The organism is Streptomyces sp. NBC_00358, assembly GCF_036099295.1.
GTDB lineage: Bacteria > Actinomycetota > Actinomycetes > Streptomycetales > Streptomycetaceae > Streptomyces.
This window is the reverse complement of record NZ_CP107976.1, coordinates 3,816,970-3,840,178: the sequence shown is the minus strand read 5'-3', so window position 1 is coordinate 3,840,178 and position 23,209 is coordinate 3,816,970. Positions and strand designations below refer to the sequence as shown.

The 23,209-nt window shown below is 71.4% G+C and carries 24 protein-coding genes; 14 read left to right on the top strand and 10 right to left on the bottom strand.

Annotated elements, in window-relative coordinates; genetic code table 11:
- Positions 1-57 precede the first annotated feature (57 nt).
- Positions 58-756 carry an ArsR/SmtB family transcription factor gene (locus OHT01_RS16010; protein WP_328553841.1) on the bottom strand — a complete coding sequence of 233 codons (699 nt, stop codon included), beginning with the start codon at positions 754-756 and terminating at the stop codon, positions 58-60.
- 547 nt (positions 757-1,303) lie between these two features.
- On the opposite strand from OHT01_RS16010, the gene OHT01_RS16005 reads away from it, so the two are divergent.
- Together OHT01_RS16005 and OHT01_RS16000 are read left to right on the top strand one after the other, a co-directional pair.
- On the top strand, positions 1,304-1,756 hold the full coding sequence (locus OHT01_RS16005) for a hypothetical protein (RefSeq protein WP_328553840.1): 453 nt from the start codon (positions 1,304-1,306) through the stop codon (positions 1,754-1,756).
- A 64-nt stretch (positions 1,757-1,820) separates the two neighbouring features.
- Positions 1,821-2,696 carry a hypothetical protein gene (locus tag OHT01_RS16000; RefSeq protein ID WP_328553839.1) on the top strand — a complete coding sequence of 292 codons (876 nt, stop codon included), beginning with the start codon at positions 1,821-1,823 and terminating at the stop codon, positions 2,694-2,696.
- Between the two features lie 189 nt (positions 2,697-2,885).
- Here the strand turns inward: OHT01_RS16000 and OHT01_RS15995 are convergent, their stop codons facing one another.
- The 5 genes from OHT01_RS15995 to OHT01_RS15975 form a co-directional block, all read right to left on the bottom strand.
- Entirely contained in the window at positions 2,886-3,665 is a 780-nt protein-coding gene (locus OHT01_RS15995; protein ID WP_328553838.1) for a succinate dehydrogenase iron-sulfur subunit, read from the bottom strand.
- On the bottom strand, positions 3,665-5,419 hold the full coding sequence (sdhA, locus tag OHT01_RS15990) for a succinate dehydrogenase flavoprotein subunit (protein ID WP_328553837.1): 1,755 nt from the start codon (positions 5,417-5,419) through the stop codon (positions 3,665-3,667). Before sdhA ends, OHT01_RS15995 begins: the two co-directional genes overlap by 1 nt.
- A 23-nt stretch (positions 5,420-5,442) precedes the next feature.
- A complete protein-coding gene (locus OHT01_RS15985; RefSeq protein ID WP_328553836.1) occupies positions 5,443-5,934 on the bottom strand; it encodes a succinate dehydrogenase hydrophobic membrane anchor subunit in 492 nt (163 codons plus the stop codon).
- 5 nt (positions 5,935-5,939) lie between these two features.
- Positions 5,940-6,320: a succinate dehydrogenase, cytochrome b556 subunit gene (sdhC, locus tag OHT01_RS15980; protein ID WP_266761980.1), complete on the bottom strand. Its 381-nt coding sequence runs from the start codon at positions 6,318-6,320 to the stop codon at positions 5,940-5,942.
- A 170-nt stretch (positions 6,321-6,490) separates the two neighbouring features.
- Positions 6,491-7,108 (bottom strand): 2-oxo-4-hydroxy-4-carboxy-5-ureidoimidazoline decarboxylase, encoded by a 618-nt coding sequence (locus OHT01_RS15975; protein ID WP_328553835.1) that lies wholly within the window; start codon positions 7,106-7,108, stop codon positions 6,491-6,493.
- Between the two features lie 454 nt (positions 7,109-7,562).
- Between OHT01_RS15975 and OHT01_RS15970 the strand changes: the two genes are divergently transcribed.
- The 6 genes from OHT01_RS15970 (at position 7,563) to OHT01_RS15945 (ending at position 13,609) form a co-directional block, all read left to right on the top strand.
- Positions 7,563-9,209, top strand: a complete 1,647-nt coding sequence (locus OHT01_RS15970; RefSeq protein WP_328553834.1) for a beta-N-acetylhexosaminidase — start codon at positions 7,563-7,565, stop codon at positions 9,207-9,209.
- A gap of 336 nt (positions 9,210-9,545) precedes the next feature.
- Positions 9,546-10,265 (top strand): DUF4328 domain-containing protein, encoded by a 720-nt coding sequence (locus OHT01_RS15965; RefSeq protein WP_328553833.1) that lies wholly within the window; start codon positions 9,546-9,548, stop codon positions 10,263-10,265.
- Between the two features lie 236 nt (positions 10,266-10,501).
- On the top strand, positions 10,502-11,074 hold the full coding sequence (locus tag OHT01_RS15960; RefSeq protein WP_328553832.1) for a hypothetical protein: 573 nt from the start codon (positions 10,502-10,504) through the stop codon (positions 11,072-11,074).
- 167 nt (positions 11,075-11,241) lie between these two features.
- The gene (locus OHT01_RS15955; protein ID WP_328553831.1) at positions 11,242-11,622 is read left to right on the top strand and encodes a hypothetical protein; all 381 of its coding nucleotides are present in this window, start codon (positions 11,242-11,244) and stop codon (positions 11,620-11,622) included.
- Between the two features lie 349 nt (positions 11,623-11,971).
- The gene (locus OHT01_RS15950; RefSeq protein WP_328553830.1) at positions 11,972-12,589 is read left to right on the top strand and encodes an RNA polymerase sigma factor; all 618 of its coding nucleotides are present in this window, start codon (positions 11,972-11,974) and stop codon (positions 12,587-12,589) included.
- Positions 12,590-12,820: 231 nt separating this feature from the next.
- Positions 12,821-13,609, top strand: coding sequence for a hypothetical protein (locus OHT01_RS15945; protein WP_328553829.1), 789 nt, complete (start codon positions 12,821-12,823; stop codon positions 13,607-13,609).
- Positions 13,610-13,702: 93 nt separating this feature from the next.
- Here OHT01_RS15945 and OHT01_RS15940 read toward each other — a convergent pair whose 3' ends face one another.
- Together OHT01_RS15940 and OHT01_RS15935 are read right to left on the bottom strand one after the other, a co-directional pair.
- Entirely contained in the window at positions 13,703-13,966 is a 264-nt protein-coding gene (locus tag OHT01_RS15940; RefSeq protein WP_328553828.1) for a type II toxin-antitoxin system RelE family toxin, read from the bottom strand.
- Positions 13,959-14,225: a type II toxin-antitoxin system Phd/YefM family antitoxin gene (locus tag OHT01_RS15935; RefSeq protein WP_328553827.1), complete on the bottom strand. Its 267-nt coding sequence runs from the start codon at positions 14,223-14,225 to the stop codon at positions 13,959-13,961. The genes OHT01_RS15940 and OHT01_RS15935 overlap by 8 nt, the downstream gene beginning before the upstream one ends.
- A gap of 813 nt (positions 14,226-15,038) precedes the next feature.
- On the opposite strand from OHT01_RS15935, the gene OHT01_RS15930 reads away from it, so the two are divergent.
- Both OHT01_RS15930 and OHT01_RS15925 read left to right on the top strand, forming a co-directional pair.
- Positions 15,039-15,701 (top strand): RNA polymerase sigma factor, encoded by a 663-nt coding sequence (locus tag OHT01_RS15930; RefSeq protein ID WP_328553826.1) that lies wholly within the window; start codon positions 15,039-15,041, stop codon positions 15,699-15,701.
- A complete protein-coding gene (locus tag OHT01_RS15925) occupies positions 15,701-16,816 on the top strand; it encodes a hypothetical protein (protein WP_328553825.1) in 1,116 nt (371 codons plus the stop codon). The genes OHT01_RS15930 and OHT01_RS15925 overlap by 1 nt, the downstream gene beginning before the upstream one ends.
- A 488-nt stretch (positions 16,817-17,304) precedes the next feature.
- Here the strand turns inward: OHT01_RS15925 and OHT01_RS15920 are convergent, their stop codons facing one another.
- A complete protein-coding gene (locus OHT01_RS15920; protein WP_328553824.1) occupies positions 17,305-18,213 on the bottom strand; it encodes a L,D-transpeptidase family protein in 909 nt (302 codons plus the stop codon).
- Between the two features lie 250 nt (positions 18,214-18,463).
- On the opposite strand from OHT01_RS15920, the gene OHT01_RS15915 reads away from it, so the two are divergent.
- The 3 genes from OHT01_RS15915 to leuE are packed head-to-tail and all read left to right on the top strand — an operon-like array spanning position 18,464 to position 20,962.
- On the top strand, positions 18,464-20,044 hold the full coding sequence (locus tag OHT01_RS15915; RefSeq protein ID WP_328553823.1) for an acyl-CoA mutase large subunit family protein: 1,581 nt from the start codon (positions 18,464-18,466) through the stop codon (positions 20,042-20,044).
- A gap of 54 nt (positions 20,045-20,098) precedes the next feature.
- The gene (locus tag OHT01_RS15910) at positions 20,099-20,260 is read left to right on the top strand and encodes a hypothetical protein (protein WP_328553822.1); all 162 of its coding nucleotides are present in this window, start codon (positions 20,099-20,101) and stop codon (positions 20,258-20,260) included.
- Between the two features lie 51 nt (positions 20,261-20,311).
- A complete protein-coding gene (gene leuE, locus OHT01_RS15905) occupies positions 20,312-20,962 on the top strand; it encodes a leucine efflux protein LeuE (protein WP_328553821.1) in 651 nt (216 codons plus the stop codon).
- 18 nt (positions 20,963-20,980) lie between these two features.
- Here the strand turns inward: leuE and OHT01_RS15900 are convergent, their stop codons facing one another.
- The gene (locus tag OHT01_RS15900; RefSeq protein ID WP_328553820.1) at positions 20,981-22,450 is read right to left on the bottom strand and encodes an FAD-dependent monooxygenase; all 1,470 of its coding nucleotides are present in this window, start codon (positions 22,448-22,450) and stop codon (positions 20,981-20,983) included.
- Positions 22,451-22,524: 74 nt separating this feature from the next.
- Here OHT01_RS15900 and OHT01_RS15895 point away from each other — a divergent pair, with 74 nt between their 5' ends.
- Positions 22,525-23,175 carry a TetR/AcrR family transcriptional regulator C-terminal domain-containing protein gene (locus tag OHT01_RS15895; protein WP_328553819.1) on the top strand — a complete coding sequence of 217 codons (651 nt, stop codon included), beginning with the start codon at positions 22,525-22,527 and terminating at the stop codon, positions 23,173-23,175.
- The last annotated feature ends 34 nt before the right edge of the window (positions 23,176-23,209 follow it).

Here is a 23,209-nt window from a genome sequence, read left to right as displayed (position 1 = left end):
CGCCCCCGGCCCGGTCCGCCGGCGTGCGGGGGCGGGCTGTCCGCCGCCTGCCGGGGATCAGGACACCGCGGAGACCGGCTTGTCCGGACCCCGTAGCAGGGACGCCCCGAGCGGGGTGAGCGTGTGCAGGACGCTCGCGCCGTACCGGAGGCCGCTGATGAGGCCCGCGTCCCGCAGGGCCGAGATGTGCTGGCTCACCGTGGGTGCCGACACTCCTGCCAGCCGGGCCAGTTCGCCCGTGTTCGCGCCCAGCGCGGTTCCCCGCAGCACCTGTGCCCGGGTCCGGCCGAGCAGCACGCCGAGCGGGCGGTCGACGGCGACCGGACGCGCCTCCCGGAGCACGGGATGGACCAGCACGGGTGGCAGCGTCGAGTCGGCCAGCGAGACCGGAGGGCGCCAGCAGAAGTACGACGGCACAAGGGGCAGCCCCCGCCCGTCGAGCACGAGGTCGCGTTCCTCCGGCGGGTAGTGCACATGGAGCACCGGTGGATCCCAGCGCATCTGCGGCCCCAGCCCGTCGAGCAGTCCGTCCGCTCCGTCGGCCAACAGGGCCCGTCCCCGGACCGAACGGTCCGCTTCCACCCGGGCCGGCGTCCGCTCCCGGTAGGGCGCCAGGACGACCTCGTGGTACCGCCGCAGGGCGTCCGCCAGTTCCTGACGCGTCTCGCGTTCCACGAGCCGCGGTGCCCACGACGGCGCCCTGAACGCCATGAAGCGCTTCACCTCCTGGCGCACCCGGTCGGTGGGGGTGTCCACCAGTGCCGCGAGCCCGGCCGCGAGCCCCTGAGCGCCCCGGGTCGGAGTCAGGAAGTCGGGGAAGTACGCCGATCTCGGGAAGACCGGCAGCAGAAGGTGCCGCAGGACTCCCTCAAGTCCGTGGTCGGCCAGCCGCGCGCGGGTCGTCCGGCCTCGGTGAAATGGATGTGCAGCATGACGGCCTCCCGTCCGGCCGCGGTGTGACCGCGACCGCCCCCGTGCAGCCGCGCCGCGACGACGGCCGCCCCCGTACGGCCGCGATCCCGACGACGGCCGCCCCCTACGGCCGCGCTGTGACAACGGCCGTGCGTCCGGCCTGTTCTGGCCCGGCGAGTCATCATGTCCGCCGCCGGACACGGCTGACAACACCTGCAACAGGCGCTATTCGGCCATGTACCGACATACCTGTGCATCATCTGTGAGGCGCCAGGTGTGCCGTATTGGGTGCTGACCTGGGTCTTTCGGCCCTGGCCGCAATGCGTGGGAAAGCGGTCGGGGTGCTGCCAGTGTGGTGAGGCCACCCCGAGGTCGACATGAAAGGATTGTCATGTTAGTACCGATAAAGGCCGGATGGGCCCGGTCGCGCAAGGCCCTCGCGGCGACCGCCGCCCTGGCCGCGGCACTCGCCGTCGGCGGAGTCGTCACGGCGTCCCCCGCATCGGCCGGGACGAACTGTGCCGGCGGCTACCACTGTGTGTTCTGGTCCAGCTTCAACAGCGCGAGGCATTCGTACTTCAACGGCGACAGCGACTTCACGAACGACACCTTCAACAACACGACCTACGGCACCGCGGGTTCCGGCACGACCGTCAACGACAACGCTTGGTCCGCCAGCAACTCCAGCAGCGGCGGCTACTACTCCCGGTACTACCTGAACATCAACTCCGGCGGCGGGATGCTCTTCTGCGTCAAGCCCGGCAGCGAGGTCGAGGAACTGAGCGCCGCGCTGTCGGCCAGCTCCCTCTCGCTGACCACCTCCAACCCGGGCGGCTGCTACTGACCTGCGCCGTGTCACGGATCCGGTGGTCCGCCGCCGGATCCACCGCGCCGGGAGGAGGAAGACCTTGGAGACCCGTAGGATCACCGCACTCGTCACGGCCGCGACCGCCGTGGTGGTCGCCGCCTGTGCCGCCTGGGTGTACGCCGGCCGGTCCGGTCCGCCCGCCGCCACCCCGCGGCCGACGGCGGACGCCGGACGCCTGAGCGCCCGGCTGCCGTTCTACCCGCTGCTGCACGCGCCCAGCGAGCGGCAGTGGCGGATCGCGGAGGCGGAACGGCAACTGGCCATCAGCTGCATGACCGCCCACGGCTACCGGTACACGCCGGCCGGGATTCCCCGGCCGAGTACGGCCACCGTCGACCATCTGCTGCCGTTCGGCCTGGAGTCGCTCACCACCGCCACCGCGAGCCCCGCGCCGGCCGCGTCGGAACAACGGGAGAGCAAGGCGTTCCTCGCCGCGCTCTACGGCCCCGACGACCGGCGCATCGCCGCCCGGGGCAGGTCCATCAAGGTGTCCTGGCCGGCCCAGGGCTGCCAGGCCGAGGCCGAGAAGCGGCTGCTGGGCTCCGAGCGACTCCGGTGGCTCCAGGTCAGCATCCAGCTCGGCGAGGGCGAGGAGCAGGCCCGCAGGAACCTGGACAAGGACCCGGCCTTCCGTGCGGCCGACGCCCGCTGGGCGCGCTGTATGAGAATCGCCGGAGTCGCCACGGACGACCCGGTCAACCTGCTCGACAGCCTCCCCCGCGACACCGACTTCGCCACCAACCCCGTCGCCCGGGTCGACATCCGCTGCAAGTCCGACACCGACTACCTGCGGACGGCCTACACCAGACTGGCCGTCGTCCAGCGCGCCTGGCTCGACGCACATCCCGCGGCTGTCGCGTCCTGGCGCTCCCTGACACAACGCCAGGACAAGGTCGCCACAGACGTCCTCGGATGACGGCGCGGACCGTCTCCGGCCCGGCCCTCGCCGGCTCGCCCGGCCGCGACGGCGCCCGCACCCACCGCATACGACAACGTCGGCCTTCAGGACCGGAATCAGGTCGTGAAGGCCGACGTCACAAGGTGCCGGATCGACCGGAGGGGCCCCAGGAGAAGCGGGCCCCTTCGGCGGGTCGGGGAGCGAGGGTCAGAAGCGGCGCGTGATCAGCGCGCGCTTGACTTCCTGGATCGCCTTGGTGACCTCGATACCGCGCGGGCAGGCGTCCGTGCAGTTGAACGTCGTGCGGCAGCGCCACACACCGTCCTTGTCGTTGAGGATCTCCAGGCGCTGCTCCCCGGCCTCGTCACGCGAGTCGAAGATGAAGCGGTGGGCGTTCACGATGGCGGCCGGACCGAAGTACTGGCCGTCGTTCCAGAACACCGGGCAGGACGACGTGCACGCCGCGCACAGGATGCACTTCGTGGTGTCGTCGAACCGCTCGCGGTCCTCGGCCGACTGCAGACGCTCGCGCGTCGGCTCGTTGGTGTCCTTCGTGATGAGGAAGGGCATCACGTCGCGGTACGCCTGGAAGAACGGGTCCATGTCGACCACGAGGTCCTTCAGCACCGTCAGGCCCTTGATGGCCTCGACCGTGATCGGCTTCTCGGGGTTCAGGTCCTTGATCAGCGTCTTGCAGGCGAGGCGGTTCTTGCCGTTGATCCGCATGGCGTCCGAGCCGCAGATGCCGTGCGCGCAGGACCGGCGGAAGGTGAGGGTGCCGTCCTGGTCCCACTTGATCTTGTGCAGCGCGTCGAGGACACGCTCCTTGGGGTCGATCTCCAGCTGGAAGTCTTCCCAGACCGACTCGGCCGAGACCTCCGGGTTGAACCGGCGGATGCGGAACGTGGCGGTGATGTACGGGGAGTCGGCGAAACCGGGCTCGGGTGCGCCGGCCGCGTCCGCCTTGTCCAGGGTGGGAGTAGCCATCAGTACTTACGCTCCATCGGCTGGTAGCGGGTCTGGACGACCGGCTTGTAGTCGAGACGGATGGACTCGGTGCCGTCGTCGCCGACCTCGCGGTACGCCATGGTGTGGCGCATGAAGTTGACGTCGTCGCGGGTCGGGTAGTCCTCGCGGTAGTGACCGCCGCGGGACTCCTTGCGGGCGAGCGCGGAGACGGCCATGACCTCGGCCAGGTCGAGCAGGTTGCCCAGCTCGACGGCTTCGAGGAGGTCCGTGTTGAACCGGCGGCCCTTGTCCTGGATCGAGACGTTCAGGTAGCGCTCACGCAGCTCCGCGATCTTCTCGACCGCCGTCTTGATCGTCTGCTCGGTGCGGAACACCATCACGTTGGCGTCCATGCACTCCTGCAGCTCCAGGCGGATCGCGGCGACCCGCTCGGTGCCCGTGGAGTTGCGCAGGCGCTCGACCTGGGCGACGACCTGGGAGGCCGGGTCCTCGGGCAGCTCGGTGTAGTCGGCCTTCGCCGAGTACTCCGCGGCCGCGATACCGGCCCGGCGTCCGAAGACGTTGATGTCGAGCAGCGAGTTGGTGCCGAGGCGGTTGGCGCCGTGCACCGACACACACGCGACCTCACCGGCGGCGTACAGGCCCGGGACGACCGTGGTGTTGTCCGAGAGGACCTCACCCTGGACGTTCGTCGGGATGCCGCCCATGGCGTAGTGCGCGGTGGGCTGGATCGGGATCGGGTCCGTGTAGGGCTCGATGCCGAGGTAGGTGCGCGCGAACTCCGTGATGTCGGGCAGCTTGGCGTCGAGCTGCTCCGGCGGGAGGTGCGTGAGGTCGAGGTAGACGTGGTCGCCCTCGGGACCGCAGCCGCGGCCCTCACGGATCTCCGTGTAGATGGAGCGGGACACGACGTCACGGGACGCGAGGTCCTTCATGACCGGCGCGTACTTCTCCATGAAGCGCTCGCCGTCCTTGTTGCGGAGGATGCCGCCCTCACCGCGGGCGCCCTCCGTCAGCAGGATGCCCATGCGCCAGATGCCGGTCGGGTGGAACTGGAAGAACTCCATGTCCTCCAGCGGCAGCCCGCGACGGTAGACGGCCGCCTGGCCGTCACCCGTCAGGGTGTGCGCGTTGGACGTCACCTTGAAGAACTTGCCGGTGCCGCCGGACGCGTAGATCACGGACTTCGCCTGGAAGACGTGGATCTCGCCGGTCGCGAGCTCGTAGGCGACGACGCCCGCCGAGTGCTTGACCCCGTCGACCTCGACGATGAGCTGGTCCAGGACGTAGAACTCGTTGAAGAACTCCACGCCCTCCTTGACGCAGTTCTGGTAAAGCGTCTGGAGGATCATGTGACCGGTGCGGTCCGCGGCGTAGCAGGACCGGCGGACCGGGGCCTCGCCGTGGTTGCGGGAGTGACCGCCGAAGCGGCGCTGGTCGATCGTCCCGTCGGGCGTCCGGTTGAACGGCAGGCCCATCTTCTCCAGGTCGAGGACCGAGTCGATGGCCTCCTTCGCCAGGATCTCGGCGGCGTCCTGGTCGACCAGGTAGTCACCGCCCTTGATCGTGTCGAAGGTGTGCCACTCCCAGTTGTCCTCTTCCACGTTGGCGAGCGCGGCGGCCATACCGCCCTGCGCGGCGCCCGTGTGGGAGCGGGTGGGGTAGAGCTTCGTCAGCACGGCGGTGCGGCTGCGCTTCGTCGCCTCGATGGCGGCGCGCATGCCGGCGCCGCCGGCGCCGACGATGACGGTGTCGTACTTGTGGATCTTCATGAGTGGTTGCCTCAGCCCCGTGCCTAGCGGATGTTCGGGTCGAAGGTGAAGATCACCAGCGTGCCCAGCAGAATCGTGAACACCGTGGCGGTGTACAGCAGGCCCTTCAGCCACAGGCGCGTGCCCGCGCGTTCCGCGTAGTCGTTGATGACGGTACGCAGGCCGTTGGAGCCGTGCAGCATGGCGAGCCACAGCATCGCGAGGTCCCAGGCCTGCCACCACGGGCTCGCCCAGCGGCCGGCCACGAAGGCGAAGCCGATCTTGGAGACGCCGCCGTCGAGGACGAGCTGGATCAGCAGGTGGCCGAGGACCAGGACGACCAGGACGATGCCGGACAGGCGCATGAAGAGCCAGCCGTACATCTCGAAGTTGCCGCGGGTCGACTTCGGGGTCTTCTTGGTGCGCTTGCGCGGGGCCTCGATGAACGGGGCCGGGTTGTCGACGCTGTAGGCCGGGAATTCTCCGGCACCCTCTACAGGGCCGATACCGGAAGCGGCGGTGTCAGTAGTGGACATCTGCGTCAGCTCCCGAATACTTCGCGGAATGCGTGACCGAGGACGGGGTACAGGGCCCCGAACATCAGCACGACCCAGATACCGACGACGGACCAGAGCATCTGCTTCTGGTAGCGCGGGCCCTTGGACCAGAAATCGACGGCGATGACACGCAGGCCGTTGAGCGCGTGGAAGAGAATGGCGGCCACGAGGCCGTACTCCAACAGCGCGACGATCGGCGTCTTGTACGTGGACACGACCTTGTCGTAGTCCTCGGGGGAGACACGGACGAGAGCGGTGTCCAGCACGTGTACGAACAGGAAGAAGAAGATGAGGACGCCGGTGACTCGATGAGCCACCCAGGACCACATTCCTTCCCGGCCGCGGTACAGCGTTCCAGCCGGCACGGAAGAACCCTCCGGGAGCGGGGATTGGGGCCGCGCCGGCTTCTCTGTCGGTCGGGCCCGGCCGGGTACGGTCCACCGGCCCCGGCCATCGTAGCGACGTGTTGTCGGAACGCTTACAGCGGCCCTATCAATGTGATCAAACTGGCAATCAATCAGCCACGTTCGGGCTATTACGGACGCCCGATCTCGGCGGTTCGCTGCTCGTGGGCGAACTGACGGACGAGGCGGGTCAGTCGTCCGCGGGCGAGTCCGCGCAGTTCGTCGGCGGCGACGACCCGCTCCTCCTCGGGGTCGTTCGTCAGGCGCGACCGGATTCCGATGAGCACCTGGTCGAGGGCCTCCCCGGGGGCGAATCCGTCCAGACAGATGACGAATACATGTCCGAATCGACTCTCGTACGCGGCGTGCGCGGCGCTCAGCGCGGTGTGGGCGGCGGAGTACGCGCCGTCCGGGAGCAGGGTGAGTGACTCACCGGCCAGGGCTTCGGCCAGGTCGTCGGGGGTCAGGTCGTACGCCGCCTCGTCGGCCGCGGCCAGCAGGGCGCCGAGATCCGGATAGGGGCGGTGGTCGGCCAGACGGTGGACCCAGCGCAGGCTGCGGCAACAAGTGAGCAGCGCGCGGGTGACCGCATCTGCGGGTGCGGAGTTGAACCCGTCGAGGCGGGCCGGGGACGGCGCCGCGCTCTTCTGCTCGGGGAGGGCGACCTGGCCGGGGAGGCGTGGGAGACGGTGCGACGTCAGCGTAGGTCCTCGGCGGTGGGATGGAGAGGCGCGACGTCCGGTGAGCATGACGCCCGTGCGCTACGTGTGTTTCGGCAGGGGGAGAAGTGAAAGGTGTTGTGCTCACGCTATCGAGCTGTGTCGGGAGCTGTCCGTCGGATGCCCGGATTTCACCCGCACGGGAGAGTTTCGGAGCGTCCGGTGGACGACTGCGGTGACGTTCGGGGCAGAGTTCGCGGTGGCGCGGAGAAGAGGCGTGGGGAGGTGGACACCTCGATGGGGGAGTACACCTGGATGGATGGCAGGGAGGCGGGCGGGGAGGACGGGTCGACGGTGACGTGAGCGTGGCGAATCCGGCGGGGCGACCCGGGAGCGGACTCCGGCGGCGACATGAGCGTCGAGGACCGACAGGGCGAACGGCGGGGCGGACCGAGGGGGCATCGAGCAGGTCGAGTGAGCGGGGCGAAGTGAGCAGGGCGAAGTGGGCGCGGCGGGACGAGCGCGGCGAGACGAGGGTGACCAGGTGAGTGGTGGCAGGCGGCGGGCGCCGCGACGGCGGACAGGGCGGAACGGGCGGGCCGGGCTCGTCGCGGGCGGTCTGGCGGTCGCCGGTGTCGTCGCGGTGGCCGTGGCGGTCTGGCCCGGCGGTGACGGGCAGTCGACCGGGGCACGGGTGCCGTCCGCCGACCGGTCGCAGGCCGTGTCCGCCGGCCGCGCGCCCGCGGCCACTCCCTCGCCGACCCGGAGCTACCCCCTCTCCAAGGCCCCTCGAACCATTCCGGCCGTGCGGGAGCACATCGCGGCCCACGGCCCCGGCTGGCGCCCGGCCTCCGGAGCCCGCGTGGTCGTGGACAACGGCGGCCTCGCCGACGAGGGCAAGCTGCTCGCCGGTGAGCTCAAGCTGACGTACGCGGGGCGGACGGGTGCCAAGGCCGGCGACGTCGAACTGGGCCTCGACAAGGGGACCGCGGGCCCGGAGTCGTACACCCTCACCGTCAAGAACAGCCGGGTCAAGATCACCGGACCCGCCGAGGCCGGTGTCTTCTACGGCACGCGCACCCTCAAGCAGGAGGTGCACGGCGGCGGTACGGCGCCGGAGGGAGTCGTACGCGACCGGCCCGCGAAGCCGTTCCGCGGATTCATGCTCGACATCGCGCGCAAGCACTTCACGGCCGCCTGGATCGAGGACCGGGTCCGCGAGCTCGGGGACCTGAAGTACAACGAGCTCGGCCTGCACTTCTCCGACGACCAGGGCTTCCGCATCCAGTCCGACACGCACCCCGAGATCGTGTCGCAGCAGCACCTGACGAAGGCGGAGGTGCGCCGGATCCTCGCCCTGGCGGCGAGCCGGCACATCACCGTCGTGCCCGAGATCGACTCGCCGGGACACCTCGGCGCGGTCATCGCGGCGCACCCCGACCTCCAACTGCGCAACGCGTCGGGCACGCCCGTCCGAGGCGCCGTCGACATCTCCAAGCCCGCCGCGGCCGCCCTCGTCGACGACCTGCTCAACGAGTACGCCGGTCTCTTCCCCGGCGCCTACTGGCACCTCGGCGGCGACGAGTACCAGGCCCTGACGGTGGCGAACCCGGCGGCGTCCTTCCCGCAGCTCGCCACCGCCGCCAGGAACAAGTACGGAGCGGGCGCGACCGTCGCCGACCTCACGACCGGCTGGCTCAACGACCGCGCCAAGCTGGTCCACGGGCACGGCCGGACGGCACGGGCCTGGAACGACGGCTTCTTCCGAGGGGGCACCGTCCAGGCGGACGGCGGTCTCCAGGTGGCGTACTGGACCGGCAAGGAGATCGGGGCCCGGCCGCCGATCGAGTATCTGAGCGCCGGACGCAAGGTCATCAACTACAACGACGAGTTCCTCTACTACGTCCTCGGCGAGCCCCAGACCTTCGTCTACCCGACCGGGCAGCGCATCTACGAGCAGTGGACCCCCCTCGTCCTGCGCGGTACGACGCCGGTCCCCGCGAAGTACGACCCCCAGATCCTCGGCGCGTCCTTCGCGGTCTGGTGCGACCTCTCGGGCTCGCAGACCCAGGACCAGGTCGCGGCGGGCATCCGTATGCCGCTGCGCGCCCTGACCCAGAAACTGTGGGATCCGCGCACGCCGCCCCTGTCCTGGACCCAGTTCAAGGCACTGGCGAACCAGTTGGGCTGAGGCGGTGGTGGCGGGCGCCGGTACGGGCGTTCCGTGAGCGGTACGGACGGGCCGTGAGCCGGTACGGACGCGGTCGGAACGCGCTGGACGCGACGAAGCGCCGAACCGTATCTTCCGGATACTTGTTCGGATGCCGGGCGGGACCCTGGGGAGGGGCTCGCCCGGCTCTTTGTGCCGTCACCGCGCGGCGCAGCCCACCTGGGGGGTCTCATGACGACCGTGCCACCACAGCCACAGCCACAGCCACAGCCGCAGCCGCAGCCGCAGCAGCCCGCACCGGACAGCCCCGCGTCCCCGAAGTCCGTACCGGACGGGCCCGATTCTCCGGAGTCCAGGGTGCGGGGGACCGCCTCGCGGCCTCCCGCGGCGCCGCTGCCGCCGTTCGTGCCGCCGCACGGTCATGCCTGGCTGCGCCCGCCCTTCGTCCTCGGGAAGGCCGCCGCCGCGTCGCTCGGCCTGGTGATCGCCGCGGACCTCTTCTCGATCTGGGCGGACTACGGGATGTACACCGCTTCGGGGGCCGTCGCGGACGGCGCGTCCGATGACGCCGTCTGGCTGCGGGTCGACCGGGCGGACTCCCTCTACGCCGCCGCCGGGCACGTACAGCTGATCACGCTCGTGGTGGCCGCGGTCGCCTTCCTCACCTGGTTCCTGCGGGTTCGTGTCAACGCGGAGGTCTTCAGCCCGTTCGGGCACACGTTCTCCCGGGCCTGGGCGCGATGGGGCTGGTTCGCTCCGTTCGTGAACCTGTGGCGCCCGCGCCGGATCATGGCGGAGATATGGGACGCCAGCCGCCCCGCGGGCACCCGTGGCGGACACGGGCTCGTCAACACCTGGTGGGCGTTCTGGATCATCAGGGCGGTGGTCGGCCGGCTCGCCGCCACCACGACCGGCAGGGCCGGGACCGCCCAGGCGATCCAGGATGCCGCCGTCCAGGACCTGTTCAGCGATGCCGTCGACATCGTGTCCGCCGTGTTCGCCGTCCTCGTCGTGCTGAAGCTGACGCGCATGCAGGACCGCAAGGCCCACGAGGGTCCGGTCGCGTCCGGCGCCTGACACGCACCGAATCATCCGTTTCGCGGTCCGGCCCCGCACGTCCGGGGAGTCGTCGGGCCGCTCCTCGGCGTGCCGGACGACGAGTCAGAGCAATTGGCCGAAAACCTGTTCATCCGGCTCCTCGACCGGCAGGGTGGGGTCGCACTGTGACACTCCTGGTCCGTTGCACGCAGTAAGGGGAAGTGCGGGCTCCGTAAGGCAAGGGCGCCCTGTCGAGGCATTTCGAGGGAGTCGTGATGAGTCTGGTGGAACTGATCGCTCAGGCCGACGAGCGAGGTCTGGCGGCGAGCGGTCTGGCTTGTTTGGATCGGTGTGTACCGCTGCTGGGCGGGGACGACGATGTCCTGCGGCCTCTGTGGGCGAGCCTCGCGGAGGCGGACCCCTGGGCCGAGTGGGGAACGCGTCTGGACGAGGCGCGCGCCAAGCTGGACGCGGAGGACCCCGAGCCCGCCGTGACCGACGAGGACCACGCCGCCGTCCTGGCCCGGGGCATGCTCGGCGCCGTTCCCGCGAAGCCCTCCGACGATGAGCTGCGTGCCTGGTCGGACGCCTGCTCGGTGGCGGCCCTTCAGGTGCACCGGTTCCTCGACCACGCCGACGACGCGGAGGCGTGCGTGACGGCACGCCGCGAGGGGCGTACGGAGGGGATGTCCCCCCTCGTCGCCGCCGAACTGCGCCGCCAGGTCGCCATCCTGGAACTGCTCGCCGAACACGGCAAGGGAGGGCTGCGGCTCGCACTGGACGCGTCGACGGAGGGGCGGCGCGTGCTGCGGGCGGTGGTGTCACGCAGGGCACGCGGGCGGGCGTAGCCCGGGACGCGGGTGCGCCGGAGGCGGTACGGCTCCGGCGCACCCCAAACCTTGTTCTTGAGGGGTCCTTGTGACGCTCCCGGGGTGGAGATGGAGGTCCTGGGCCGGTGTCGCGAACCCTCGCTCGGACGCGTGACGAATCCGGCCGTCGTCGCGCTCTATCGAGTGTGAACGCAACTCAAGCAACCAGGCCCTCAGCTGCGACGAAGCCCGTTCGCTGGGCGGCCGACACGGTCGTGGCCATGCGGGAGGGCGCCCGGCTGCGCCTCGACTACTCGGCCCAGAGCCTGTGGCGTGTCGACCGCGTGATCGACGAGATACGCCGGGACGGCGCGCCCTACGCGGCCGTCGAGAGCGTGCTGCGCGGATTCGGGGCGTACACCGGTGAGGTGGTCGCCCGCCAGACCGGCGCCGAATGGTGGGTGACCGGCGGCGAACACTGGCTGCGCACCCCCGACGGACGCCTCTGGGACCCCATCGAAGAGGCTCGCCGCTGCTACGCGGGCGACGGCTCCCTGCGCCTGCTGTGCCGGGAGGCGGCGCGCTAGCCGGTGGCGGGGGCGGCGGGACCCTCGCCCGCCGCGTTCGCGGCATCCACCGCGCCCCTCCCGCTCGCTGTCCCCCCGTGGTGCCCGTGGTGCCCATGGCGTCCACCGCGCCCCTGCCGGACTGCCGGTGCGCTCTGGTCCGACGGTGGGTGAAGTGAACCGGGGCCCTGCGTAGGGGGTGTTGTGGTCCGCGGGTGTCTGCGGCCCCGGGCCGGGCCGGGCTGGGCGGTGTACCTGACGCGCTGTGACATTTCCCTGGGGTCCGACGCTGATGACCATGGGGGTGTCGACGCGGCCGGCCGCGCCGGCAGGGCACATTCGGGCGAACTCGGTGCGAACGAGGACAGTGTTGGGCCAGGGAGGGGAACCCCGCCGCGCGCGGCCGTACGACGCGGAACTCGGCGTGGCCGTGGCGCGGGCGCAGGAGGGGGACGAGGCCGCTTTCGCGGTCGCGTACCGGATCGTGCAGCCCGGACTGCTCGGCTATCTGCGCGGCATCGTCGGCGACGACGCCGAGGACGTGGCGTCCGACGCCTGGCTGGAGATCGCCCGGGACCTGGGGCGGTTCCGGGGCGACGGCGAGGGGTTCCGCGGCTGGACCGCGACCATCGCCCGGCACCGGGCGCTGGACCATCTGCGGCGGCTGAGGGTGAGGCCCCGGGGCACCACCATCGAGCAGGACGCGCTGGACCTGCCCGGCGGGCACAGCACGCACGACGAGGCGCTGGAGACGCTGTCCACCGCGTACGCCCTGGAACTGGTCGCGGGACTGCCGCGCGACCAGGCCGAGGCCGTGCTCCTGCGGGTGGTCGTCGGCCTCGACGGACCGGCCGCGGCACGCGTTCTCGGCAAGCGGCCGGGGGCGGTGCGCACCTCCGCGCACCGGGGCCTGAAGCGGCTCGCGCGCCAACTCGGCGTCACGGGTGTGACGGATGAGGGGCCCCGGACGCTGGGGGATTCGGGATGAGAGTCGAACCGCTCCTGTTCGACGGGCAGTTGTACGGCGAGGTGCGCGGAGCGGAGTTCTGGTACGGCGAGGAGTTGTCGGGCGGAACGGCAGGCGGAGATGGAACCGGACGTGGAACCGGACAAGGGACCGGGCGTGCAACCGGGCGAAGGGCCTGGTGTGGAACCGGACATGGGGCCGGGCGTGGGGCCGGGCGAAGGGCCTGGTGTGGAACCGGACATGGGGCCGGATGTGGAACCTGACACGGGTGAACGGCAGGGCGGCGGCGGGGCTCCCGCCCGTCGCGTCGGGCGGCCGGCGGCCCCCGGAAGCGGACAGGCCGCCCTGGAGACGCTCCTCGCCGCTGTGATGCGCGGCCGGGCGGACGACACGGAGGCGGAGACGCGGGCCCTGGCCGCGTTCAGGGCCGCCCGGGACGACGGCGCCCACACCGCGCGCACCCGGCGCCGGGACGACTGGCGCACCGCGGCGCGGCGGCTGCCGAGCCGTTCCACGGGGACCGCGTTCGCCGTGCTGCTGGCCGGTCTGACGCTGGGCGGTGTCGCCGCCGCGGCCATCGGATCGGCCTCGCACCACGAGGGCGACGGTGGCGGACGGTTCCGAGCCGGGGTCCGCCCGTCCGGCGGCGCCCCGGACCGGTTCTCCGCCGAGGCCGCCCCGTCCGTCGGCCCCGGTGTCCCCGGCGCCGTCACCCCGGGCGGTTCCGTGGAGCCCCACCCCGCGGGCCGTCCCCCGGCCGCCCGGGACGCCGAGGCCCACTGCCGTGCGTACGCCTCGGCCAAGGGCCGGGGCGACGCCCTGAACGCGAGGGCCTGGCAACGGCTCGTCACGGCCGCGGGCGGCGAGGGCAAGGTCGAGGCGTACTGCGCCGAGCGGCTGGCCGGGCGCACCCGGGCCGAGGGCGCGAAGGGGACCGGGAAGGCGGCGGATTCCGGGGCCGACGGGAACGCGGCCGGGACGCCGGTGCCGGGCAGGCCGACCGCCGCGCCGAAGCCGACGAGGTCCAGGAACGAGCGGTAGGCGGCGGGCGGCGGACGGGCCGGGCCGAGGAGGACCATGTGACGCGTCCGGCCGGTGGTCGCCTGTCGGCTGTGGCTGGCTGTGGACGGGACCTCACGTCTCGTAGACCGTGGAGCGGTGTCCGACATGAACGACCCACACGACCAGTTCGCCGTTGTCGATGGTGTAGATGACGCGGTAGTCGCCGACCCGGAGGCGACGCCGATCGGGCTGGGACACCAGCGCCGTGGTGCTGAATCCGAGCGGGTCACTCTCCAGTTCCGTCAGCTTGGCCAGGATGCGCAGCGCCACGTCGCGGGGGACTTTTCGAAGCTCGGCTTGCGCCTCGGGCCGGAAGACGGTCCGGTACTCACTCACTGCGCGCCAGGGTCTCCTTCATGATGTCCTCGATGGGGACGCCGGCCGAGCGGTTCGCCATCCGCTCGTCGATGATGCGATTGATCTCGCGCTCTTCCCACTGCTGGTACTTGCGCAGGACATCGATCGAGACGATGGCGGCCACTTCTTTTCCTCGTCGCGTGATCACGGTGGGCTGGTCATCGCGATCGGCCCGTTCGACGACTTCGGCAAGGTGTGCGCGGACGTCACGGATGGACTCTATGGGCATCTGCGTCATGTACTCAAAGGTACCGGGTGTGCCATGTGTACACAACAGCGAGGACTGTTCCCCTTCCGGGGTCCTGTCGGGTCCGGTGGGCTCACCTGGTCGACGGCGATGTCGCTTCGGGGACCGGTTCACCCCGAGAAGTTCCGCATCCACAACTGGCGGCATGGCAAGGTGCCGGCGATCTGGAGGCGGGGGGACCCGTCGAGGCCGCCGCCAACGTTCGGGACCACTCGCCGGGCTGCACGATGGCCCGGCACGGCAAGCGCCGAGTCGACCGGGTCCGCAAGTCGGTGTCCGGGAGGGCTCGGCGCATCGGGCTGGGTAGGGTCACATGAGGCACCTGACCGTTGGTCACGCGCTGGCCGCGTTGGTCACCGATGCCGGGCGTCATCCCAGGTCGGAACAAGAGACCACGGAGACGGCCGGGGCCGCCACCCCCCACAGGAGAGGCCCCGACCGTCGCGCGGTACGGGCCGCGCGGCGACCCGTACTCTCTACAGCGCCACGACTGCGGTTTGTGTCACACCTCTCACCGTCACCATGTAGTTGCACGTTGTACGAACATGGACGGGGAGCGGTTTCAGGCCGTAACGTGCCTTTCGCGCCGGTGCGGACAAGGGACGACCGCAACCACGAGGAACCTGAGACCACGACCGCGTGGAATCCGGGACCACGACCACGTGGGGCCTGAGACCAGAACCGTGTGGGACCCGAGACCGGATCACGCGGACCTGGGACCACAACCGTCCACCGAGGAATCACGACGGCGAGAACCCGGCCCGCGAGAGCGGCGCCGGTTGAGGCGCAAAGAGGGGCGCGGGGGTGCTGGGGGACGACGCGGAGCTGACCGCCGCGGTACTTGCTGCACAGAACGGGGACGAGACCGCTTTCCGGACTGTGTACCGAGCGGTGCACCCACGACTGCTCGGATACGTACGGACGCTGGTGGGCGAGCCGGACGCGGAGGACGTCACGTCCGAGGCCTGGCTCCAGATCGCCCGTGACCTGGAGCGGTTCAGCGGCGACGCGGACCGGTTCCGCGGCTGGGCGGCGCGGATCGCCCGCAACCGCGCCCTGGACCACATACGGATGCGCGGCCGCCGCCCCGCGATAGGCGGCGACGAGACCGAGCTGACGGGCAAGGCCGCCGAGTCCGACACCGCGACCGAGGCGATGGAGTCGCTGTCCACCGGCAGCACCCTCTCGCTCATCGCCCAGCTCCCGCAGGACCAGGCGGAAGCCGTCGTCCTGCGCGTCGTGGTCGGCCTCGACGCCAAGACGGCCGCCGAGACCCTCGGCAAGCGCCCCGGAGCCGTGCGCACGGCGGCGCACCGCGGCCTGAAACGGCTCGCGGAGCTGCTCGGCACCGATCCGGAATCCGTCGGCGCGCTCGACGCCGTACCCCCGCAACGAGGTTCGCGCGTCCGCGCGGTGACGTCCGCCGGTGTGACGCATACGCGTTCGCGGGCGCAGAAGGACATGTGATGGCCGACGAGCAGTACAGGTGGCTGGACCGCGACGCCGCGGAGCGTCTGCTGCGCGGTGAGCCGCTGGAAGCCGTCGACGCCGGCACCCGCGACCAGTTGGACCGCCTCGCCGAGGCGCTCGATTCACTGGCCGCCGCACCCGAGCTGAGCAGCGACGAACTCCCGGGCGAGGCAGCCGCGTTGGCCGCGTTCCGCAAGGCGCGCGAGGGCGGTGACGGCGCCCCGGCGCCGCTCGGCCACCGTGGTCGCGTACGACCCCGTGCGCATGCCGCGGACGCCGGTCTCGTGCGGCTCGGGCGCCCCGCCGCGCACGGACGCCGGACGCGCTGGGGACGTCCCACCCGCTTCGGGCTCGCCGCGGTGCTGGCCGTCGGCATGGTCGGCGGTGTCGCCGTCGCGGCCGGAACCGGAGTGCTGCCGACCCCGTTCACCCGCGAACACCCGGGCCCGGCCGCCACGGCAACGGCCGCACGGCCCCCGGAGCGTCCGCTCGTGTCCGCCTCGCCCTCGCCGGGAGTCTCCGGTGGTTTCGGCTCCATGATGCCGGTCCCTGACGGTTCGTCGGGCGTTCCGTCCGGCGGGCCCTCCGCGTCCACCGGTCCCGGCACCGGCACCGCGAGCGCGTCGCCCCGTCCGGACTCCACCGGGAGCGCCGGGCGCACCCGCGAATGGTGGGCCCGTACGCGTTCGTACTGCCGCGACCTCCTCGACGGCAAGGACCTCGACGCGGACCGCAGGCGCGTCCTGGAGCATGTGGCGGGTGGCGGCGGCCGGGTGAGGCTGTACTGCTCCGGCATCCTCGCCCGCACGCTGGGCGGCGGCTCCGGTGACGGCACGGGCAACGGGCAGGGGGACGGCGGCGAGCAGGGGACGGGGCAGGGCTCCGACCAGGGCGGCCAGGGCGATCAGGGCGATCAGGGCGATCAGGGCGGTGGTGACGGCGACGGCCACCACACGACGTCGCGCGGCAACGATGTCCGGGGCAACGGCGGTATCGCCACCCCGTCCGTCCTGCGCCCGGCGCTGACACGCCTTCCGCCGGCCCTTCCGCTGACGTCCCCGGTGCCGAGCCCGACTCCGACGCCGGCCCCGGCGGACAGCGTCCTGTCGTGAACCGCCTTTCCGCCAGGCGCTGATCGGCCCGCCGGCTTTCCTTCCGGCGCGTGGCCGGATGGTCGGGTGGTCGTGCGACCGCGTCCGCGGAGGCTGTGCCGTCCGCTCGCCGACGGGCCCGCTGTCGTACCGTCAGCTCTCCCACCAGCGCACTCTTGTAGCGGCCCGCCCTCGCGGGCAGCGTGCTCGCGGCTCGGCACGGTGGCGCCTCACGGGCGGTCCTTCCCCGCGGAACCCTGTCCGGCGGGCCTCCGGAACCCCGCTGACCTGCACTTTCGTTTTTCGTTGAACTTTTTTTTGGGCCGGGTGTGACGTTTTCGGCTGCCGTGGCGCAGTAAGTGGTGAGCCGACTGGTCATCGGCCGTCGCACGGAGCCGGGGTTCCCCCCGTACCCATGGCTCTGTGCAACCGGCGCGGGTGGGACACGTTCCCCCGGTCCCGCCCGCGCCCCACTCTCCTCGCCCCGCCGTCGCGCGGGTGCCGGTCCGTCACCAGTAGACGACCACCTTGTCGCCCGTCCTGACCTGAGCGAACAGCGCCGCGACCTTCCCCTCGTCCCGTACGTTGACGCAGCCGTGCGAGGCGCCGTAGTAGCCGCGGGCCGCGAAGTCCGAGGAATAGTGCACCGCTTGGCCGCCGCTGAAGAACATCGCGTACGGCATCGATGTGTTGTAGATCGTCGAGACATGGTGGCGGGACTTGAAGTAGACCGTGAACACACCTTCGCGGGTCGGGGTGTACTGCGAGCCGAACCGCACGTCCATCTCCGAGACCGTCTTCCCGTCGATCATCCAACGCAGCGTCCGGCTCGTCTTGCTGACGCACAGCACACGGCCCGTCATACAGCGCGGGTCGGGTTTCGCGGCCGGCTGTCCGCCGTAGGGATACAGCTCCCAGTCCGCCGGTTCGTGCGTCATCTGCCGCAGCCGCTGCCAGGTGACGGCGTCCAGTCGGCCGGTGCGCGGCAGCCCCCGCTTGCCCTGGAACCCCTTCACGGCCTCGACCGTCCGGGTGTCGTACGTCCCCGTCGGCGGGGTGATCAGCCAGGCGACCTGGTGCAGCCGGGCCTGCGCCCGGCGGACGTCGTCGCCCCGGTCGCCGCGGGACCAGAGGACCTCGGCGGGAACAGCGGCCTGCTCGCCGCCCTTGCCCGTCCCCGCGGAGCCGGTATCGCCGTCCTTGCCCGTTCCCGCTGAACCGGGCCCGCCGTCCTTCCCGTCCGAGGAGGCGGACGGTTTGTCGTCCGTTCCCGCCGAGCCGGGGGCCGGGGCGAGCGAACCGTCGATCCGCACCGGCCGTGACGTCCCCCGCGCGTCCACGGCGTGCGCCGTGCAGCCGCTCACCGCGGCGAACGCCGCGAGCGCGGCCAGCGATCTCTTCATGCCAGTCGTACGCATCCGGACCCCTGTTCCACCTGTCCTGTCGTGCACATCAGGCCCCGTCCAGCCGTCATGTCACCTGAGATGCTCCCCGCGGGTGACCGGTTGCGAACCGCGCGGCATGGTGGAAGGGAACCACGGAACGGGCCCGCGAACCGGTCCCTGGGCAAGGTCCCGGCGCGGGTCCCTCCGCTTGGTGCACCTCGGCCGCTACAGTCCGTCGCGGGTCGCATCCCTGTCATCGGGCCGCTTCACGGGAGGCACAGCAATGGCGCGCGAATCCGAATCCGGACTGCCCATCGAACCGGTGTACGGTCCCGAGGCCCTGGACGGCTGGGACCCGGCCGAGAAGCTCGGCGCGCCGGGCGCCTACCCCTTCACCCGGGGCGTGTACCCGTCGATGTACACGGGCCGTCCATGGACCATGCGGCAGTACGCCGGGTTCGGTACGGCCGTGGAGTCCAACGCCCGCTACCGGCAGCTCATCGCCCACGGCACGACGGGTCTGTCCGTCGCCTTCGACCTGCCGACCCAGATGGGCCACGACTCGGACGCGCCCCTCGCGCACGGCGAGGTCGGCAAGGTCGGAGTCGCGATCGACTCGGTCGACGACATGCGTGTCCTGTTCGGCGGGATCCCGCTGGACAAGGTCTCCACCTCGATGACGATCAACGCGCCCGCCGCGCTGCTGCTGCTGATGTACCAGCTCGTCGGCGAGGAACAGGGCGTGTCCGCCGACCGGTTGACGGGCACCGTCCAGAACGACGTCCTCAAGGAGTACATCGCCCGCGGGACGTACATCTTCCCGCCCAAGCCGTCCCTGCGGCTGATCGCGGACATCTTCAAGTACTGCCGGGCCGAGATCCCGAAGTGGAACACCATCTCGATCTCGGGCTACCACATGGCCGAGGCGGGAGCGACTCCCGCGCAGGAGATCGCGTTCACGCTCGCCGACGGCATCGAGTACGTCCGGACCGCCGTGGCCGCGGGAATGGACGTCGACGACTTCGCGCCCCGCCTCTCCTTCTTCTTCGTCGCCCGTACGACGATCCTGGAGGAGGTCGCCAAGTTCCGCGCCGCCAGGCGTATCTGGGCCCGGGTCATGCGGGACGAGTTCGGCGCGAGGAACCCCAAGTCGCTGATGCTGCGCTTCCACACCCAGACGGCGGGTGTCCAGCTCACCGCGCAGCAGCCCGAGGTGAACCTGGTCCGCGTCGCCGTCCAGGGCCTGGGCGCGGTCCTCGGCGGCACCCAGTCGCTGCACACCAACTCCTTCGACGAGGCCATCGCGCTGCCCACCGACAAGTCCGCGCGACTGGCCCTGCGCACCCAGCAGGTCCTCGCCTACGAGACGGACGTGACGGCGACGGTCGACCCCTTCGCGGGCTCGTACGTCGTCGAGAGGATGACCGACGACGTCGAGGCGGCCGCCGTCGCCCTCATGACGAGGGTCGAGGACCTCGGCGGCGCCGTCGAAGCGATCGAGCACGGCTTCCAGAAGGGCGAGATCGAGCGCTCCGCCTACCGCGTCGCCCAGGAGACCGACTCCGGCGAGCGGGTCGTGGTCGGCGTCAACCGCTTCCAGCTCGACGCCGAGGAACCGTACGAGCCACTCCGCGTCGACCCGGCCATCGAGGCCCAGCAGGCCGAACGCCTCGCCCGCCTCCGCGCCGAGCGCGACCAGGAGGCCGTCGACACCGCTCTCGCCGCACTGAAGAAGGCCGCCGAGGGCACGGACAACGTCCTCCATCCGATGAAGGAGGCCCTGCGCGCCCGCGCGACGGTCGGCGAGGTCTGCAACGCGCTGCGCGAGATCTGGGGCACGTACGTGCCGACGGACGCCTTCTGACCCGGGCGATTCCTTCGTACGGCCGAGTGCCACGCCGGGGTCCCGGTCTGCGTCGTGGCCGACCGCAAGCACGACGAGGTCCTGCTCCACCGGGACCCGGCCGACGGCAAGTACGCGGCCCCCGAGCGTTGCAAGCGGGGCCGGAGCGTCCCGGTCCCCGAGTCCGTCGGCGTCGCCCTCGACCTCTCCGTGGACGTCCTCCTCGACGGTGAGTGACCCGCGGGACGCCTCTACGGGCTGCCGGGGGCCCGTGCGACACTCGCTCTCATGCTTGGTGTCATCGATCTCCCCACCTATCTCGCAGGTCTCGTCCTGATCGTCCTGCTCCCGGGACCGAACTCGCTGTACGTGCTGTCCGTCGCCGCCCGCAGGGGTGTCCGCACGGGCTATACCGCCGCCGCGGGTGTGTGGTGCGGTGACACCGTGCTGATGACGCTGTCGGCGGCCGGTGTCGCGTCGCTGCTACAGGCGAACGCCGTGCTGTTCGGGATCGTGAAGTACGCCGGCGCGGGATATCTGACCTGGCTGGCGGTCGGGATGCTGCGGGCCGCGTGGGCGATGTGGCGGGCCCGGCGGGAGCCGGCCGCCGAGAGCGTGGAACCCGAGACCGTGGCCGGGGAGCGGCCGTTCCGGCGGGCGCTGGTGATCAGCCTGTTCAACCCGAAGGCCATCCTGTTCTTCGTCGCCTTCTTCGTGCAGTTCGTCGACCCCGGGTACGCCTACCCGGCCCTGTCGTTCGTCGTGCTCGGCGCCTTCGCCCAGCTCGCGAGCTTCCTGTACCTGACCGCCCTGATCTTCAGCGGCACGCGCCTCGCGGAGGCGTTCCGCCGCCGCAAGCGCCTCTCCGCGGGCGCCACCACCGCCGCGGGCGCTCTCTTCCTCGGCTTCGCGGTGAAGCTCACGCTCGCCAGCGCCTAGGACAGGTCCGGGGATCGGTCAGCCGACGCTCAGCCCCACCCGGGCCGCGTACTCCTGCAGACCCCGCGCGTCGGTGCCCGCCCACCCCACATACCCGTCGGGCCGGACGAGGAAGACCCCGGTCCCGTACCGCTCGTACGCCCCGATCCGTGCCGTGCGGACACCCGGGAGCACCGGCGTCGCCGCGTCCGCGCCGACCGTCAGCAGCGTCCAGTGCGGGCCCCGGAACACGTCGAAGAGGCGTACGCCCTCCACGGTTCCGCCGGGGGCGCGGTCGCCCGCGCGCAGGGCCGCGTCGGACAGGTCCCCGCGGGTCTCCACCGCGAGGGAGGAACCGCGGTAGCCGAGCCCGAGCTGACGGGTCTCCCTGCCGCGGCGGGCCTCGCCCCGGTGGATCCGGGTGGACAGGCCGAGCATGTCGGCGGCGATGGAACGGCGTTCCTCCTCGTAGGTGTGCAGGAGGGCCGCGGGAGCCTCGCCGCGCAGGACCGCGCCGAGCTTCCAGCCCAGGTTGTAGGCGTCCTGGACGCTGGTGTTGAGCCCCTGGCCGCCGGCCGGGGAGTGGATGTGCGCCGCGTCCCCGGCGAGGAAGACCCGCCCCACGCGGAAGCGGTCCGCCAGTGCCGCGCGGGGCCGGAAGTCCGAGATCCAGCGCAGGTCCGTCACCGAGTCGGCGGTCAGGTGCGTACGGGCGGCGAACACCGCGCGTACGCCGTCGGGGGAGCTGTCCACCGCGGTTCCGGCCGGGAACCCGGCGACGATCTGGAAGTGCTCCGTGCCCGCCAGCGGGCAGACCGCCATGAAGCCCTCGCTGTCCCCGCCCGGCGGGAAGACGTGCCAGTGGTCGCGGTCCAGGCCGCTGATCCGGGCGTCCGCCACGAGGATCGGGTCCGGGTCGACGACGCCCGAACCGTCGGCCCCGGCACCGGTCATGCCGATGCCCGCGGCCCGGCGCACGGCCGAGCGGCCTCCGTCGGCGGCGACGACGTACCGTGCGCGGAGGGTCTTCGAGCCCTCGCCCGAGGCGATGTGCACGGTCACGCCGTCCTCGTCCTGGCCGAACCCGGTCACCTCGCGGCCGAAGAGGACCCTGCCGCCGAGTCCGGTCAGCCGCGTGCGCAGGATCTCCTGGGTGCGCCACTGCGGCACCATCCACGGCTCGGTGAACGGGGAGCCCTCCTCGTCGTCCTCGGCCGGGTCGAACATCGGGCGCTCGCCCGCCGGCCTCCCGTCCTGCCAGATCATTCCGACCGGGTAGTCGCCCCCCGCCGCGCGGATCTCGTCGAGGACGCCGAGGTCGTCCAGGACCTCCATGGTGCGCGGCTGGATTCCCTTGCCGCGCGAGCCGGGCGCGAGCCCCTCGCCCCGTTCGACGACGAGCGCGTCCACGCCCCGCCGCGCGAGATCGACGCCGAGGGCGAGCCCGGTGGGGCCCGCGCCGACGACCAATACGTCCACGTCCAGCTTCACGTTCGCTGCTGCTGTCATGCTCACAGCCCTCTCCTTAACGTCGTTAAGTTCGATGGGGTGAGCGTGCCCTTAACGGCGTTAAACTGTCAAGCGTGGCTACCCGGAGATCCCCCAAGCTGGACAAGAAGCACGTGGTCGAGACCGCGCTGCGGCTCCTCAATGAGACCGGCCTCGACGGCCTCACCCTGCGCGCCATCGCCAAGGAGCTGAACGTCCAGGCGCCGGCGCTCTACTGGCATTTCAAGAACAAGCAGGAACTGCTCGACGAGATGGCCACGGAGATGTACCGCCGGATGGTCGACGTCCCTGGGGCGACAGGGGGTGCCGACTGGCGGGAGCGGCTGCTGGCGGCCAACCGCGGACTGCGCGCCGGCCTGCTGAGCTATCGCGACGGGGCGAGGGTCTTCAGCGGTTCACGGTTCACGGGCACCCTGCACGCCGTCGAGATGGAGCGGACGCTGACGCTCTTCACGCAGGCGGGATTCACCCTCACCCAGGCGATCCGCGCGACGTCCACGGCGCACTTCTACACGCTCGGCTTCGTCGCCGAGGAGCAGGGCGTCCAGCCCATGCCGGACGAGCGCCGCGAGGGCTACGACATGGACGAACGTGCCCGCCGCATGGCCGACTTCCCGTTGTCGGCCGCGGCGGGCACGGAGATCTTCGAGGACTACGAGCGGCACTTCGAGGACGGTCTCGCCCTGGTCGTCGCGGGCATCGGGGCGCGCTACGGGATCGGCTGAGCGGATCGGACGCCCGGGCCGGGCGGCGGTCCGG